This is a genomic window from Vibrio sp. K4, from assembly GCF_051122595.1.
In the GTDB taxonomy this organism is placed as follows: Bacteria; Pseudomonadota; Gammaproteobacteria; order Enterobacterales; family Vibrionaceae; genus Vibrio; species Vibrio owensii.
Window position 1 is genome coordinate 3633480 of record NZ_CP178577.1, and the last position, 16143, is coordinate 3649622.

Below are 16143 nucleotides of genomic sequence, written 5' to 3' on the forward strand. Positions count from 1 at the left end.
ACTGATACAGACTGGGTGCAAATTAAGCACTGATTTAAAAGTTAATAACTTGATCCAGGTTGCAAAGCACACAGCTATTAGCCTTAAATCAGTGATAGAATACCCCCTTTCAAAGAAAGCCTAACAATTGGAATTACGGAATGACTGAATTAAAAAATGATCGTTATCTGCGTGCCCTTCTAAAAGAGCCAGTAGATTACACGCCAGTATGGATGATGCGTCAGGCAGGTCGTTACCTACCAGAATACAAAGCAACTCGTGCGCAAGCGGGCGATTTCATGTCTTTGTGTAAAAACGCGGAGTTGGCGTCAGAAGTAACGCTTCAACCACTACGCCGTTTTCCTCTTGATGCAGCGATCTTGTTCTCTGACATCCTAACTATCCCAGATGCAATGGGCTTAGAACTTCGCTTTGCTGCGGGTGAAGGTCCGGTTTTCGATAAGCCAATCACTTGTAAAGCAGACGTAGAAAAGATCGGCCTGCCAGATCCAGAAGGCGAGCTGCAATACGTAATGAACGCAGTGCGTCAAATCCGCAAAGACTTGAACGGTGACGTTCCACTGATTGGTTTCTCTGGTAGCCCATGGACACTGGCGACTTACATGGTTGAAGGTGGTAGCTCTAAAGCGTTTACTAAGATCAAGAAGATGATGTACGCAGAACCGCAAACGCTGCATCTACTTCTAGATAAGCTAGCAGACAGCGTTATCGAGTACCTAAACGCGCAAATTAAAGCGGGTGCACAATCGGTGATGGTATTTGATACATGGGGCGGTGTACTGACTCCTCGTGATTACAATCTGTTCTCACTGCAATACATGCACAAGATTGTAGATGGCCTGATTCGTGAAAACGACGGTCGTCGCGTACCAGTAACGCTGTTCACTAAGAACGGCGGCATGTGGCTTGAGCAAATCGCAGCAACGGGCTGTGATGCAGTAGGTCTAGACTGGACGATTAACATCGCAGACGCAAAAGCGCGTATCGGCGATAAAGTGGCTCTACAAGGTAATATGGACCCATCAATGCTTTACGCTTCACCAGAGCGTATCCGTGAAGAAGTCGCGGGTATTCTAGAAGGCTTTGGTGATGCAGGTACTGGTCACGTGTTCAACCTAGGTCACGGTATCCATTTGGATGTGCCGCCAGAAAACGCGGGCGTATTTGTGGAAGCTGTACACGAGCTATCTAAGCCGTACCACAAGTAACTTCGATTTTTCGAAATCAAATACCGGCAATCAGTGCCGGTATTTTTTTATCTGAAACTCAAGGCTGTACAGCTCTGGTAGCATTTGGTCTACTATGATCTAATTACTATTTAAACTGTACATTAGATATTAAAGTTTATTATAAACAATGGCTTATGGTTATAGTTCTTGTGCGCTAATTTTCTTGTACAGATAAACAAGCAATTAGATCATGGGTAACCTAAAGCATCGAATGAACGCGTTTTTTAAGGTATGGCACAACGTCAGATTCAAACCAAGGATTCTTCTTTAGCCATAATGTGTTGCGTGGAGAGGGGTGAGGAAGCGGGATAAAGTCCGGTTCCCAATCCTGCCATTGCTGAACGGTTTGCGTGAGTGTCTTTGGTTTGTTTGTGAGGTAGTACTGCTGTGAGTACTGACCAATCAGCAGAGTCAGCTCTATATTGGGCAACTGCTCAAGAATCTGTTTATGCCAAGCGGGCGCACACTCTTTGCGAGGAGGCAAATCGCCAGAGTTCCCCTTGCCTGGGTAGCAGAAGCCCATCGGGACAATGGCTATTTTGTTTGGGTCGTAGAAAGTGTCTTTGTCGATATCGAGCCATTGGCGTAACCGATCGCCGCTTGGATCGTTCCAAGGTATCGAGGTTTTGTGCACACGTGTCCCCGGCGCTTGTCCGATGATTAAGATGCGTGCGTCTTTTGCAGCTTGCACGACAGGGTTTGCGCCCAAAGGTAAATCGTCTGCGCAGATCTGGCAGGCTCGTACTTGCTTTAGCAGTGTTTCTAAAGACATAAGATGGTTAATACCCTTTATCGAAATCGACCTGATTAGTTAGAGAGAAACCGTCCCTCCAACTCAAGTAGTTGTCTGCAAAAATGTCGACTACTTGCTCAGGGAAACTTAACGCCGCGATGTGAGGAGTGATGGTTACTTGCTGAAGTTTCCAAAACGGATGTTGCGGTGAAAGTGGCTCTTGTTCAAACACATCGAGAAAAGCATGTTCGACCCAGCGATTTTTTAGTGCGAGCAACAGACCTGCATCATCAATCACATCGCCTCTTCCAACATTAAATAGCAATGCCTGATTAAGATGGCTTAACACTTCACTATTGAGCAAACGTTGCGTCTCTGGCGTGCTCGGCAGCGTATTTACCACGATATCCGCTTGGTGAAAGGCGCTGGCGAGTTCATTGATATGAAAAGTTTGATTGAATTCACTGCCAGAAGTAGGGATGCCAGTACGATTGATCCCTATGGCTTTCATGCCCATCAATTGTGCCGCTTTACCCAAATGACTGCCGATGCTGCCGGTGCCGAGAATCACCATGGTTTTGCTTTGTAGCGAGGTATACAGATGCGGCTGCCATTGTTTGCTCTGTTGCTGCTGGTGGTATTGCATGAAGTGACGGAAGTGAGCAATGCTGTAACCAATCACGTACTCAGCAATCAATGGACCAAAAATACCGCGAACATTAGTCAGGGTATAATCTCGGCGTAAATTCGGCACCATCAGAGCATTCACCCCAGCAAATGTTGATTGCACCCACTCAAGCTGTGAAAACTCGTCTAACCTTTGTGATAGTAATGGTGGATCCGCCAGTACGATCTGAGCATCTTGAGGTTTGTTTGTGATGGCCAGATCGGGCAGATTTTTCTCCGCCAGTAACGTTTCGTAGGTGTCGCGATGCTCTGAGAGCAGGAAAATCTGATTTGGATGCTGCATTAACTTTTTTCCCTGTGATGAATCAAGTACACTTTCGCTGATTTTTTCTTCAATGATTGAGTGACTATGCTTAAGAATCCTCTTCAGGTTCGTTTGGAAAAACTAGAACCTTGGCAACAAATTACCTTCATGGCGTGCCTGTGTGAACGCATGTATCCAAACTATGCGATGTTTTGTGAGAATACAGAATTTGCTGAGCCACGTGCTTACCGAGCGATTCTTGATAGTGTATGGGAAATTCTGACGGTTAAGAACGCGAAAATTAACTTCGAACGTCAATTAGAGAAGTTAGAAGAATTGTTCCCAAGTGCAGATGAGTTCGATTTTTACGGTGTTTATCCAGCGATGGATGCTTGTCAGAGCTTGTCGACACTGCTGCATGGTCTGTTGGATCGCGACTACCTTTTCGATTCAATGCTTAAAGTGAGCCAACAGTCGGTACAAACCGTTGCTGACCTAGAACAAGCACAAGGCGCAGAGCCAATCACAAACGACAATCAAAAAGAAAATGAAGCCGTGTGTGAAGAGTGGGATGTTCAGTGGGCTATCTTCCGTCCACTACGTGAAGCGGTAGAGCGAGACATCAGCCTGATTAAAGATTTGCGTGAAGAGCTACGCGAAGAAGCCGTGAGCAACATCGGCATTGCACTTTAATTGTTGAATAGATAAAACAAAGGCATCCATGGTGGATGCCTTTTTCATTTATGCGTTTGAGCTGTTACGCCCAAGGCTGATTACGATTCTTTAGAGTCTGGTTTGGTTGGCTCTTGAGCTTCTGGCTCTTTGTCCTGTTTCTCCAGTTGTTCCTCTTCTTCATCGTCATCGCGGCTTTCAATTACGCCGTGCTTTTCTTTCCAGCTTTCCCAACGTTGGTAAGCCAGTTCTTGCATGTCTGTGCTCTTATCCGCTTCATCGATGATCTCTTCACCTAGTAGGTGCTCAAAGATGTCTTCTAGCGTCACAAGGCCTTGTACCGTGCCGTATTCGTCAACCACAAGCGCCAGTTGTAGGCGGTGAGTCATCATTTGGTCGAACACTTTTGGCAGAGCGGTGTTGTTCAGTACCACTTGGATAGGGCGCATGACCGAACCAAGTTGTTTTTGGCCGCTGCCTGATTGTTGCAGCTTGAACAGCTCTAGACGGTGTACAAAACCAATGATGTTGTCTTTCTGCTCGCTGTAAACCAGTGGGCGAGAGAAAGGCGTCTCCTTGTGTTTCTCTAGGAAGTCATTGATGGTCATAGTTGCGTCTACACGGAATACGACCGGACGCGGTGTCATGACTTGCGTTACTGGTACGTCTTGAATGCCTAGCAGGTTACTCAGAATTTTTGATTCACCCTCTGCAAACTCGCCGCTTTCTTTCGCCAGAATAGCCATTGCTGACAACTCATCACGCATTTTTGGTGCTTCGTGGTTACGAGCAAGACGTTTTGTGATTTGCTCTGAGAACCATACGAATGGTGTTAGTGCCCACACCATCCAGCGAAGTGAAACCGCTGCCGCTGGTGCAAGTTGGCGCCAGTATGTCGCACCTATTGTCTTAGGTACGATTTCTGATAGAACAAGAATTGCTAGTGTCAGTACTGCAGAGAAGATACCTAGCGCTTCGCTACCAAATACCACTGCCGCTTGCGCACCAGCCGTCGCCGCACCGATGGTGTGAGCAATGGTGTTAAGCGTCAAGATAGAAGCAAGTGGTCGGTCGATGTCTGCTTTTAGCTTTTCTAGCTGAGCAGAAGCCGGGTGCCCCTGTTGTTTGAGCTGCGCAATGAAGCTCGGACTGATACTTAGAAGTACCGCCTCCAGTACCGAACAGATAAACGAAATGCCGATAGCAATAGAGATATAAATGGATAACAGCAGCATAGTTGCCCTTGAATGTAATGTGATAGTCGGGATTTTAAGCGATTATAACCGCAAAAGTGCCTTATAAATCGGTCTTATTGCATTAGAAAGCAAGAGCTTTCCTCGTGCAAGTAGTAACAAATTGTGAGTTATTACTCATATTATGGCTAAAACTGCGTCAGAAAATCGAAAGATCGCTTACAAACCTTTGCCAGATGGGGCATTTATGTTTTAGAGTGAGATGAATTCGATAACATATGAGAAGGGAAACCTAATGAACAAGACCCAATTAATCGACTTTATTGCAGAGAAAGCAGACCTATCTAAAGCACAAGCTAAAGCTGCTCTTGAAGCAACTCTTGAGGGTGTTACTGGCGCTCTTAAAGAGGGTGACCAAGTTCAACTAATTGGTTTTGGTACATTCAAAGTAAACCACCGCGCTGCACGTACTGGTCGTAACCCTAAGACTGGTGACGAGATTCAAATCGCAGCAGCTAACGTACCTGCATTCGTAGCAGGTAAAGCGCTGAAAGAATCAGTAAACTAAGTTAAAATGCACCGAGGTATCCTGCCTCGGTGCAATTTCATGAAAAAACATCTACTCACTTCACTCCTACTATCAAGCCTTGCTCTTGTTGGCTGTTCTTCTGTAGAAACCCCAAACCTAGACCAATTTACCCATTTCTCTGGCGGGAAAATCATGGGTGATGCCACCAGTTTATATTGGATGACTGAGCGTCTAACGCGTGTTAGTACGGCAGCAGACTATGTCACGATGGGCGATTACGGTTCATATCAGAGTGATTATCGTTGGGATGACGGTGAACTCAGAGAGTTGATTCGAAAAGGTGAGCAACTCGATGCCAAACAAGGATTGGTGCCTTTTCAAATCCACATTCGATTTAATAAAGATGGCGACGCGATTTATCAACAGTATCGTGTGAATGGAAAAGTGTTGCCTTTACAACGTGATCAATTAGAGCGTTACAAGCAAGAGGCGAACGATGTCGTTACGTCTATCAAGAAACAATCTCGTGATGGCCAGAGCCTAATCCAAGGGTATTGGGATGGTGAAACCTTCGAAACCTGCAAAGGTCGTGAGTTTGCTACGCTGGAGTTTAACCAGACCCTGCCTAAGTTTGTGATTGATAGATTGGCGTCGGTGGACAGCTACATAGCGTTTATCGGTAAAGAGTCACGTAATACCGCTACGGTGGATGAATTGCTGATGCTTAATGATGATGACTTTGATTGTGTACCGCGACCGAAGTTGATCTCTGAATAAACATGGCTTCGAGCTGTCTCATTCTCAATTCTCGAACAAGAACAATAAAAAAGGCGCAGAGTGCGCCTTTTGTCGTTTTAGCCAACTGAAGTTGTTTTTATTTTTCTTGCTCACGTGCAATTGCACGGTAGCCGATGTCGTTGCGATGGAACATGCCATCCCAACTGATCTGTTTTGCAAGCTCGTAAGCACGCTGCTGCGCTTCTGATACGCTGTTGCCAAGTGCGGTTGCACAAAGAACGCGACCACCGTTTGTCACGATGTCGCCGTCTTTGTTATCTGTACCAGCATGGAAGACTTTTTCGCCTTCAATTTCAACTTGTGGCAGACCCGAAATTACGTCGCCTTTGTTGTACGCTGCGGGGTAACCACCGGCTGCTAGCACGATACCAATCGATGCTCGTGGATCCCACTTTGATTCTGCTTGATCCAGTTTCTCGTCGATTGCCGCTAGGCACAGATCAACAAGATCCGATTCCATGCGCATCATGATAGGTTGTGTCTCAGGATCACCGAAGCGGCAGTTGTACTCGATTACTTTCGGAGTGCCGTCTTTGTCGATCATCAGACCCGCGTAAAGGAAACCAGTGTAAGGGTTACCTTCAGCGGCCATGCCACGTACCGTTGGGTAAATCACTTCTTCCATAATGCGGTTATGGATTTCCTGTGTTACCACTGGAGCTGGAGAGTATGCACCCATGCCACCGGTGTTAGGACCAGTATCTTTGTCGCCTACGCGTTTGTGGTCTTGGCTGGTGGCCATTGGTAGAACGTTCTCACCATCCACCATCACGATGAAGCTTGCTTCTTCACCATCTAGGAACTCTTCGATAACGACACGACTACCAGCATCACCAAATGCGTTGCCTGCTAGCATGTCTTTGATTGCGTCTTCAGCTTCTTCTAGCGTCATCGCTACGATAACGCCTTTACCAGCAGCAAGGCCGTCAGCTTTTACGACAATCGGCGCACCTTGTTCACGCACGTAAGCAAGAGCAGGCTCGATTTCAGTGAAGTTCGCGTAGGCACCTGTTGGGATTTGGTGACGGGCAAGGAAGTCTTTGGTAAACGCTTTAGAGCCTTCAAGTTGCGCAGCCGCTTGTGTCGGGCCAAAGATTGGCAAACCTGCTTCGCGGAAAGCATCAACCACACCGATAACCAGTGGTGCTTCAGGGCCAACAATGGTTAGCTCGATAGCTTTCTCTTTTGCAAAAGCAACCAGACCTGCGATGTCTTCTACTGCGATGTTTACGTTCTCTAGTTTAGGCTCTAGTGCTGTACCTGCGTTACCTGGAGCCACGAAGATAGTCTCAACATTTGGGTTTTGTGCCGCTTTCCAACCTAGTGCGTGTTCACGACCACCTGAACCAATGATAAGAATATTCATAATATTTCCTTTGATTTCGCTCCTCCCCTTAACTAAGGGGAGGTTGGGAGGGGTAAGTCGTGTGCGTACAACAGACCCCCTCTAACTCCCCCTTGGTAAGGGGGAGGACCAAAACTGATTAGTGGCGGAAGTGACGCATACCTGTGAAGATCATCGCCATGCCGTGTTCGTCTGCTGCTGCAATAACTTCGTCATCACGCATAGAACCACCTGGTTGGATCACACACTTGATGCCTGCTTCTGCAGCCGCGTCGATACCGTCACGGAATGGGAAGAATGCATCTGATGCCATTACACAACCTTCAACCTGTAGACCTTCGTCTGCAGCTTTGATGCCTGCGATTTTCGCAGAGTAAACGCGGCTCATTTGGCCTGCGCCTACACCGATAGTCATGTCGCCTTTCGAGTAAACGATCGCGTTAGATTTCACGTATTTCGCTACTTTCCAGCAGAACAGTGCATCTTTCAGCTCTTCTTCTGTTGGCTGGCGCTTAGAAACCACTTTTAGGTCGTCTAGGCTTACCATGCCTTGGTCACGGTCTTGAACCAGTAGACCGCCATTCACGCGTTTCACGTCAAAGCCAGTTGTCTTAGTTGTCCATTCGCCACACTCAAGTAGACGCACGTTTTTCTTCGCTGCAACCACTTCAATCGCTTCAGCAGAAACAGAAGGTGCGATGATCACTTCAACGAATTGACGCTCAACAATAGCGGTTGCTGTTTCAGCATCTAGTTCTTGGTTGAATGCAATGATGCCGCCGAATGCAGATGTTGGGTCAGTTTGGTAAGCGCGGTTGTACGCTTCTAGAATGTCTTTACCTAAAGCCACACCACATGGGTTTGCGTGTTTTACGATTACACATGCTGGCTCGTTGAACTCTTTCACACATTCAAGCGCTGCGTCAGTGTCTGCGATGTTGTTGTAAGAAAGGGCTTTACCTTGGATTTGGCGAGCAGTAGAAACAGATGCTTCTTGTGGGTTTGCTTCAACGTAGAATGCGGCTGCTTGGTGGCTGTTCTCACCGTAGCGCATGTCTTGCTTCTTCTCGAATTGCTGGTTGAAAGTACGTGGGAACTTGCTATCTGCGTCACCTTCTTTGTTCTCACCGTAAGATGGAACCATAGTGCCGAAGTAGTTTGCGATCATGCCGTCGTAAGATGCTGTGTGCTCGAATGCTGCGATAGCTAGGTCGAAACGAGTTTCTAGCGTTAGAGATTTCTCGTTCGCGTCCATTTCAGCGATAACACGGTCGTAGTCGTGAGCGTTCACCACGATAGTTACGTCTTTGTGGTTTTTCGCTGCAGAGCGAACCATTGTTGGGCCACCGATGTCGATGTTCTCAACCGCATCAGCAAGCGTACAGCCTTCTTTAGCAACGGTTTCTGCGAATGGGTATAGGTTAACGACAACCATATCGATAGGGTTGATGCCGTGCTTTTCCATCACGTCATCGTCTTGGCCACGACGACCCAGCACACCACCGTGAACTTTTGGGTGAAGCGTTTTAACGCGACCATCCATCATTTCTGGGAAACCAGTGTAGTCAGAGACTTCAGTTACTGCGATACCTTGCTCTGCAAGTAGACGAGCAGTACCACCAGTAGATAGGATATCGACACCGCGCTCAACAAGAGCTTGTGCAAACTCAACAATACCTGTTTTGTCTGATACGCTGATAAGCGCACGGCGAATAGGACGAGCGTTATTCATGCTTCCATTTTCCTCAAATTCACGGAGTTAAAGATGTTTGCCAAAAATGAACTTGTTTTCACCTCTTGGGGTAAAATATTGGCCAGTTTTGGTAAAGACCTTTGCGGGCGTTTTCATGCTTAGAAAACAGTCTCCACTATTTGATGGCGCGTATTCTAACCAATTTATTACAAAAAAGCTCGCGCAATCGTTTGGCATCTCAAAAATAATTGCAAAAAACTCGATTTTTAGCTTTAAAGGTAACGAGATAGTTAATAAGGAAAGTTATGTTTCAGATTGGTGAACTGGCAAAACGTTGTGGTGTGACCGCCGATACACTCCGTTTCTATGAGAAAAATGCGTTAATAACACCCGCAGGGCGAAGTGAATCGGGCTATCGCTTATATAACGAAGAGAACCAGAAGCAGGTGCGCTTTATTCTAAAAGCGAAAGAGCTTGGCTTAAGTCTAGAAGAAATTAAAGAGCTGTTAGGGATCAAATTAGAGGCGACAGAACACAGTTGTGCAGAGGTAAAAGCCATCACTTCTGCAAAGTTAACTTTAATTGATGAGAAGATTGCTGAACTGAGCAAAATCCGTACTGCTTTAAAGAAGATAAACGACGCGTGTTGTGGGCATAACAACGACGATGCCAGTCATTGTTCTATCCTAGCAGCCCTTGAATAGTCTCATTTTTGCGTCATTTAATTTAAGTTTGCATTTTTGGCGGCTTGCTTTTCTAGGTTCAAGCCGTTTTCCCACCTATAATCTCGGCTTTAGTCGACTGTAAGAATGTGTAGTCCCCTCTATTCCTAAAGCGACGCTGTCTATCAGATACGAGAGTTTTCATACATGGTTGGAGTCTATTTTCAAATCAATGACTGGGTTTTGAGCGTTGATGAAAATAAGCTGTATCGACAAGACAGGGAAGTTACCGTTGAGCCACGCTTAATAAACCTACTGCATTTTCTTGCTGAGCACGCCAGTGAAGTGTTCAATCGCGAAGAGCTGATCCAATATGTTTGGGCTGGTGCGATTGTGACGGATCAAGTCGTAACACAGTCGATCTTCGAACTGCGTAAACTTCTGCGAGATGGTCGAGAAGAAAACATCAGCTACGTGATCACTGTGCCTAAACGTGGTTACAAGCTGGTGGCGAATGTGACCCCAATGACACACGAGGAATTCCTTGCAAGTCGTCATTGCGATGCCGAAATCCTTCCTCCTGTTGTTGAAGAAACAGAAGAAGAACTGCCAGAAGCGCCAGCACCAACTATCGCCTTCCCTGCAGGGCCTTTAACTCGCGCCGTTTGCGAGATGTCGAAAGAGAAAAAAGCGCCGCGTAAACCGAACAAAATCAGCCCGTGGCGATTGGGTTTCATGAACTTCATCTGGATCAGTATTTTGGTCGTGGTGATGGGGGTGTTTACCTATAAGCAGTCAGAAGTGCGCATCACGCAAGCCATTGATACCCACCTTATTGAGTTCAAGTTTCAAGATAACTTCAGCAAAGAAGGTCGAAGTTATGACTTAGCAGATGGCTTCGCGCAGAAGTTGATGGCTGATGTAGCTCAAGTGAGTGACTATCGTGTGATGCTCAAGAAAGCTTCGTTTACCACCGGTATCGTTCCGGGGAAATCAGTGGTCGTGCGCGTCAAAGAAAATGATGGTGGCAGCTTCCTTGAAGTGGAATACCGCAACAACTCTTCAGAGAAAGTGCTGTTTAGCCGTCAGTACGCATTAACTAACAGCCACTTAAAGTCCGTGATGCAACAAGCGTCTTTGGATTTGATGCGAGTGTTGAAAGTGCCAGATGCAAAACTGAAGTCCAAAGTGCTGGTGGCGGGTATGCCAATGAACCCAGACGCATTGGAGTTGTTTGTTGAAGCAAACCACTACTTGAACGTATCGGATGCGAATCAATTCCAGCATGGTATCGACTTGATGGAGAAAATCCTCGAGATTGAACCAGATAATGCTTATGTTCAATCGGAGCTGCTCATTGCTTACCATGTGCAAAAAGCACTCGATCCTGCATTGGAGCTAAGAAAGAGCAGGGTTCAGCAGTTAAGTGATAAGTTGGAAGCTAACGCTAAGATGATGGTTGGGCCTATTCAGCCACGTATTTATGAAGCATTAGCGTTGCATGAGACGATCACTGGTGACATTGATTTAGCTAAGCGACATTTGAATCAAGCATTAGACGTTCGTGATTCGGTATTGTCTTACGTGATTCGAGGTAAGCATGCTGAATTGGATGGTGATTTGGATTGGGCAAGTGAGTCCTACAGCGAAGCCTTCTATATTGATACATCCGTAGAAACTTACTTATTGTGCGAGAACTTGGTTTTTCCAAGTAACATGAAGGCGATTGATTACGCTATGTATCGCGCAGTACACCCTTCCGTGGTTCGTATGCTGTAAACAGCCACCATCTAACAAGTAAAGATATCTTTAGCCCTTCATTTCGGTGAGGGGCTTTTTTGTATCTGCCTCTTGTGTGTGCTTCTTACCTCTATTGCTACTAATAATGCTTGCTATAGAAGAGGAGAGGGCTTTTCATTCTCTATTCTCTATTCTCTATTCTCTATTCTCTATTCTCTATTCTCTATTCTCTATTCTCACCACCTTGGCATTCTGCTTCTTACTTCTTACTTCTTACTTCTTACTTCTTACTTCTTACTTCCTGTCTTAGTGCCGCTTCATATCGAACTTTTGGGTTTCGGCCTTAGCCTTGCGTATTTAAAACCGATCACAAACATGCAGTTGTTTATGTCTAATAACGCTTGTACTTATGCATCGCTGAGTAAAAGAGGAGGGGAAGTTTGATGTAAGTCAATTGGTCAATAAGGGTAGGAAAAGTCTGCATCAACAGTTTGGGTAATCAGCATAGGATTAGCTTGATGTTGATAGCGGTTGATAAGGTTGATGGAAAATTTGTTGAGGTTGATGTTTTTAGCTTTTCGACATGAATGCTTTAGTTTTTTATCTTAAGTTACTGTATATGCTGGCTTTATGTTTTTTAGTTTATCAGGTTTATCTCAACTTTATACCGATGGGCTAATTGTTTTATTGATAACCCCAAGTTTATTTTTTTCCCAGTTTTTGGGCGTAGTCTTCACTTCGAAATTTAGCGAGGTCGAGCAGGTTCTTCCTCATAGCATCTCGCTAATAACCATTCAGTTTGAGTCATGTTGACTCGAGTAGAATAGATTTGGAGATGTTATGTCATCGAATGCGAAAAAAATCGGCCTTATTGCCTGTACGGGTGTCGTAGCCGGTAACATGATGGGTAGTGGTATTGCACTATTACCTTCTAGTCTTGCCTCTGTAGGCTCTGTTTCAATCTTCAGTTGGCTGATCTGTTTGGTCGGTGCACTGAGTCTGGCGTTCGTTTACGCTCGTCTGGCAACCAAAAACCCACAAGAAGGTGGTCCAATCGCTTATGCTGGCGAAGTGTCTCCGGTATTTGGTTTCCAAACGGGCGTTCTTTATTACCACGCGAACTGGATTGGTAACCTGGCTATTGCCATTACAGGTGTTTCTTACCTTTCAGTATTCTTCCCTGTGCTTAATAACCCAATCCCAGCAGGTATTGCGACGATTGCATCGGTATGGATCTTCACTTTCGTCAACCTACTTGGTGGTAGCTGGGTAAGCCGTCTCTGTACGCTTGGTCTAGTTCTTATCCTTATCCCAGTTGTTGGTACAGCTGCATTTGGTTGGACGCACTTCGATACTGCGCTTTACAGCCAAAACTGGAACGTATCAGCAGGCACTGATAGCCACGCGGTAGTAACAGCGGTTCTTATCTGTCTATGGTCATTCGTAGGTGTGGAATCAGCAGCGGTATCTACTGGTATGGTAGAAAACCCTAAACGCACCGTACCACTAGCAACTATGCTGGGTACTGGTATCGCGGGTGTGATTTACATCCTATCAACTCAAATGATCAGCGGCATGTTCCCAGCGTCAGAAGTTGCGGCATCAGGTGCGCCATTTGCACTAGCAACCACTGAGCTATTCGGTAGCTGGACAGCACCATTCGTATCAGCATTCACAGCGCTAGCATGTTTCACTTCGCTAGGTTCTTGGATGATGCTAGTAGGTGAAGCAGGTAAACGCGCAGCAAACGACGGCAACTTCCCTAAAATCTACGGCGAAACCGACAAAAACGGTGTGCCTAAGAAAGGTCTAATCCTTGCGTCAATCAAGATGACTGCACTGATGGTTGTACTGATGTTCTTCAGCTCTAAAACAGCACACGCATCAGACCTATTCAACCAGCTAACAACTGACGCGGTTCTACTAACAATGCTGCCTTACTTCTACTCAAGCATTAACTTGATCCGCTTCGAAGGTATGACAACACGCAACGGCTTCGTAATGCTGTTCTCTGGTGTGGCTTGTCTGTTCTGCTTCATCGCACTAGCAGGTGCAGAGGGCGGTACGCTAACAGCAACCTTCATCGTGTCTCTAGTTATCTTGATGTTCTACAGCAAAAAAGCAGGTCTTGCTCAGTACGTGAAAATGCACGCTGACGACATGCCTGCCCAAGCAAGCAACTAATCCCCAAAACGCTGGCACTAAGGTGCCAGCCCTTAAAACCCAAATTCACGCGGCGCTCACCTTACTCATTGCCTGTAAATGGCAAAGAGCGCCCTCATTCGCCTTGGAGATGTCCAAATGAATATATTCGCTATCTTGAACCACATGGGTGTGTTCTTTAAAGAAGAGCCAGTTCGTCAACTTCACGCTGCTCTTGAGAAAGCGGGCTACGAAGTGGTTTACCCAGTAGATGATAAAGACTTGATCAAGATGATTGAGATGAACCCACGCATTTGCGGTGTGCTGTTCGACTGGGATAAATACTCACTAGAGCTATGTGAACGTATCAGCCAAATCAACGAAAAACTGCCTGTTCACGCATTTGCTAACGAACAGTCTACTCTAGACATTTCACTAACAGACCTACGTCTAAACGTGAGCTTCTTCGAGTACGCTTTAGGTATGGCTGACGACATCGCTATCAAAATCAACCAAGCGACTGAGGCATACAAAGATGCCATTATGCCTCCATTCACTAAAGCGCTATTCAAATACGTAGAAGAAGGTAAATACACCTTCTGTACTCCAGGTCACATGGGCGGTACTGCATTCCAGAAAAGCCCTGCTGGTAGCATCTTCTACGATTTTTACGGTCCAAACACATTTAAAGCGGACGTATCAATCTCAATGCCTGAGCTAGGTTCTCTACTAGACCACTCAGGTCCACATAAAGATGCAGAAGAATACATCGCACGTACATTCAATGCAGACAGCTCGTACATCGTAACTAACGGTACGTCTACATCGAACAAAATCGTCGGTATGTACTCAGCACCAGCGGGCAGCACAGTACTGATTGACCGTAACTGTCACAAATCTCTGACTCACCTAATGATGATGAGCGACGTGACACCAATCTACTTCCGCCCAACTCGTAACGCATACGGCATCCTTGGTGGTATTCCACAAAGCGAATTCAGCCGCGATGTCATTGCAGAGAAAGTGGCGAAAACACCAGGTGCAACAGCACCAACTTACGCAGTAGTGACTAACTCAACTTACGATGGTCTGTTGTACAACACACAATTCATCAAAGAGTCGCTAGATTGTAAACACATCCACTTCGACAGTGCTTGGGTGCCTTACACTAACTTCAACCCAATTTACGAAGGTAAATGTGGTATGAGTGGTGAACCGATGCCAGGCAAAGTGTTCTACGAAACACAATCAACACACAAACTGTTGGCAGCGTTCTCACAAGCTTCAATGATTCACGTGAAAGGCGACTTTGATAAAGAATCTTTCAACGAAGCATTCATGATGCACACTTCAACTTCACCTCAGTACGGCATTGTTGCTTCTACTGAAACTGCAGCGGCAATGATGCGCGGCAACACTGGTAAGAAGTTGATGCAAGACTCTATCGATCGCGCAATCCGCTTCCGTAAAGAGATCAAACGTCTAGAAGCAGAAAGCGACAGCTGGTTCTTCGATGTATGGCAACCAGAAAACATCGATACCACAGAATGTTGGAAACTAGACCCTAGCGATACATGGCACGGCTTCAAGAACATGGATGACAACCACATGTATCTTGACCCAATCAAAGTAACGCTACTGACTCCGGGGATGAATAAAGAAGGCGAACTAGAAGAATCAGGTATTCCTGCTTCGCTGGTGGCTAAATTCCTAGACGAGCGCGGCATCGTGGTAGAGAAAACAGGTCCATACAACTTGTTGTTCCTATTCTCAATCGGTATCGACAAATCAAAAGCAATGCAATTGCTACGCGGCCTAACTGAATTTAAACGTGGCTACGACTTGAACCTAACCATCAAGAGCTTCCTACCTTCGCTATACAACGAAGACCCAAGCTTTTATGAAGGCATGCGCGTTCAAGAACTGGCACAAGCAATTCATGACCTAACTAAGAAATACAACCTACCAGAGCTAATGTACAAAGCGTTCGATGTACTTCCAGAAATGAAAGTAACACCACACGCAGCATGGCAAGAAGAGCTTCGCGGTAACGTAGAAGAAATCAAACTGGAAGAAATGGTTGGCCGCGTAAGTGCGAACATGATCCTTCCTTACCCTCCAGGTGTGCCATTAGTACTTCCTGGTGAAATGGTGACTCAAGAGTCTCGCCCTGTGCTGGACTTCCTAGAGATGCTTTGTGAGATCGGTGCGCATTACCCAGGTTTCGAAACCGACATCCACGGTCTATACCAACAAAAAGATGGTAGCTACACCGTAAAAGTATTGAAGAACTAAGTTCCTCTCGAAGATGGCGTCATTGGGAATGCAAGCATGCTCCACTCTTACGAGCTCAATGCGTCATCGAACAATAACGACATTTAGATATACCCCTAACTAATCTGTCGTAAAGAGAAGGGCAAGGATGCTCTGATCTTTTCTTCTATATATAGAAGAAACACTTTTCCAAGGCTTCACC

At 45.9% G+C, this 16143-nt stretch carries 13 protein-coding genes; 8 read left to right on the forward strand and 5 right to left on the reverse strand.

What is annotated here, in order from left to right; all coding sequences use genetic code 11:
* Positions 1–140: 140 nt before the first annotated feature.
* Positions 141–1208 carry a uroporphyrinogen decarboxylase gene (gene hemE / locus ACLIIY_RS16465; RefSeq protein WP_005433634.1) on the forward strand — a complete coding sequence of 356 codons (1068 nt, stop codon included), beginning with the start codon at positions 141–143 and terminating at the stop codon, positions 1206–1208.
* A gap of 220 nt (positions 1209–1428) precedes the next feature.
* Here hemE and ACLIIY_RS16470 read toward each other — a convergent pair whose 3' ends face one another.
* Complete coding sequence (locus ACLIIY_RS16470; RefSeq protein ID WP_434527915.1) at positions 1429–2001, reverse strand: uracil-DNA glycosylase family protein; 573 nt, start codon at positions 1999–2001, stop codon at positions 1429–1431.
* A gap of 7 nt (positions 2002–2008) precedes the next feature.
* A complete protein-coding gene (locus tag ACLIIY_RS16475; protein WP_434527916.1) occupies positions 2009–2932 on the reverse strand; it encodes a D-2-hydroxyacid dehydrogenase in 924 nt (307 codons plus the stop codon).
* Between the two features lie 66 nt (positions 2933–2998).
* Here ACLIIY_RS16475 and ACLIIY_RS16480 point away from each other — a divergent pair, with 66 nt between their 5' ends.
* Positions 2999–3586 (forward strand): YjaG family protein, encoded by a 588-nt coding sequence (locus ACLIIY_RS16480; RefSeq protein WP_005434878.1) that lies wholly within the window; start codon positions 2999–3001, stop codon positions 3584–3586.
* 80 nt (positions 3587–3666) lie between these two features.
* Here the strand turns inward: ACLIIY_RS16480 and ACLIIY_RS16485 are convergent, their stop codons facing one another.
* A complete protein-coding gene (locus ACLIIY_RS16485) occupies positions 3667–4800 on the reverse strand; it encodes a CNNM domain-containing protein (protein ID WP_005434876.1) in 1134 nt (377 codons plus the stop codon).
* Between the two features lie 253 nt (positions 4801–5053).
* On the opposite strand from ACLIIY_RS16485, the gene hupA reads away from it, so the two are divergent.
* Positions 5054–5326 (forward strand): nucleoid-associated protein HU-alpha, encoded by a 273-nt coding sequence (hupA, locus tag ACLIIY_RS16490; RefSeq protein ID WP_005433627.1) that lies wholly within the window; start codon positions 5054–5056, stop codon positions 5324–5326.
* A gap of 39 nt (positions 5327–5365) precedes the next feature.
* The gene (locus ACLIIY_RS16495) at positions 5366–6064 is read left to right on the forward strand and encodes a DUF1481 domain-containing protein (RefSeq protein ID WP_020198120.1); all 699 of its coding nucleotides are present in this window, start codon (positions 5366–5368) and stop codon (positions 6062–6064) included.
* 97 nt (positions 6065–6161) lie between these two features.
* On the opposite strand, the gene purD is transcribed toward ACLIIY_RS16495, so the two are convergent.
* Positions 6162–7451: a phosphoribosylamine--glycine ligase gene (purD, locus tag ACLIIY_RS16500; protein ID WP_038896220.1), complete on the reverse strand. Its 1290-nt coding sequence runs from the start codon at positions 7449–7451 to the stop codon at positions 6162–6164.
* Between the two features lie 118 nt (positions 7452–7569).
* A complete protein-coding gene (gene purH / locus ACLIIY_RS16505) occupies positions 7570–9162 on the reverse strand; it encodes a bifunctional phosphoribosylaminoimidazolecarboxamide formyltransferase/IMP cyclohydrolase (RefSeq protein ID WP_434527917.1) in 1593 nt (530 codons plus the stop codon).
* Between the two features lie 266 nt (positions 9163–9428).
* On the opposite strand from purH, the gene zntR reads away from it, so the two are divergent.
* The 4 genes from zntR to ACLIIY_RS16525 all read left to right on the forward strand — a co-directional run bounded on the left by zntR (position 9429) and on the right by ACLIIY_RS16525 (position 15962).
* The gene (gene zntR, locus ACLIIY_RS16510; RefSeq protein WP_005434867.1) at positions 9429–9827 is read left to right on the forward strand and encodes a Zn(2+)-responsive transcriptional regulator; all 399 of its coding nucleotides are present in this window, start codon (positions 9429–9431) and stop codon (positions 9825–9827) included.
* 165 nt (positions 9828–9992) lie between these two features.
* Positions 9993–11564, forward strand: a complete 1572-nt coding sequence (gene cadC, locus ACLIIY_RS16515; RefSeq protein ID WP_038896212.1) for a lysine decarboxylation/transport transcriptional activator CadC — start codon at positions 9993–9995, stop codon at positions 11562–11564.
* Between the two features lie 801 nt (positions 11565–12365).
* A complete protein-coding gene (gene cadB, locus ACLIIY_RS16520) occupies positions 12366–13709 on the forward strand; it encodes a cadaverine/lysine antiporter (protein WP_005434864.1) in 1344 nt (447 codons plus the stop codon).
* A 117-nt stretch (positions 13710–13826) separates the two neighbouring features.
* Positions 13827–15962: a lysine decarboxylase CadA gene (locus ACLIIY_RS16525; RefSeq protein WP_434527918.1), complete on the forward strand. Its 2136-nt coding sequence runs from the start codon at positions 13827–13829 to the stop codon at positions 15960–15962.
* Positions 15963–16143 lie beyond the last annotated feature (181 nt).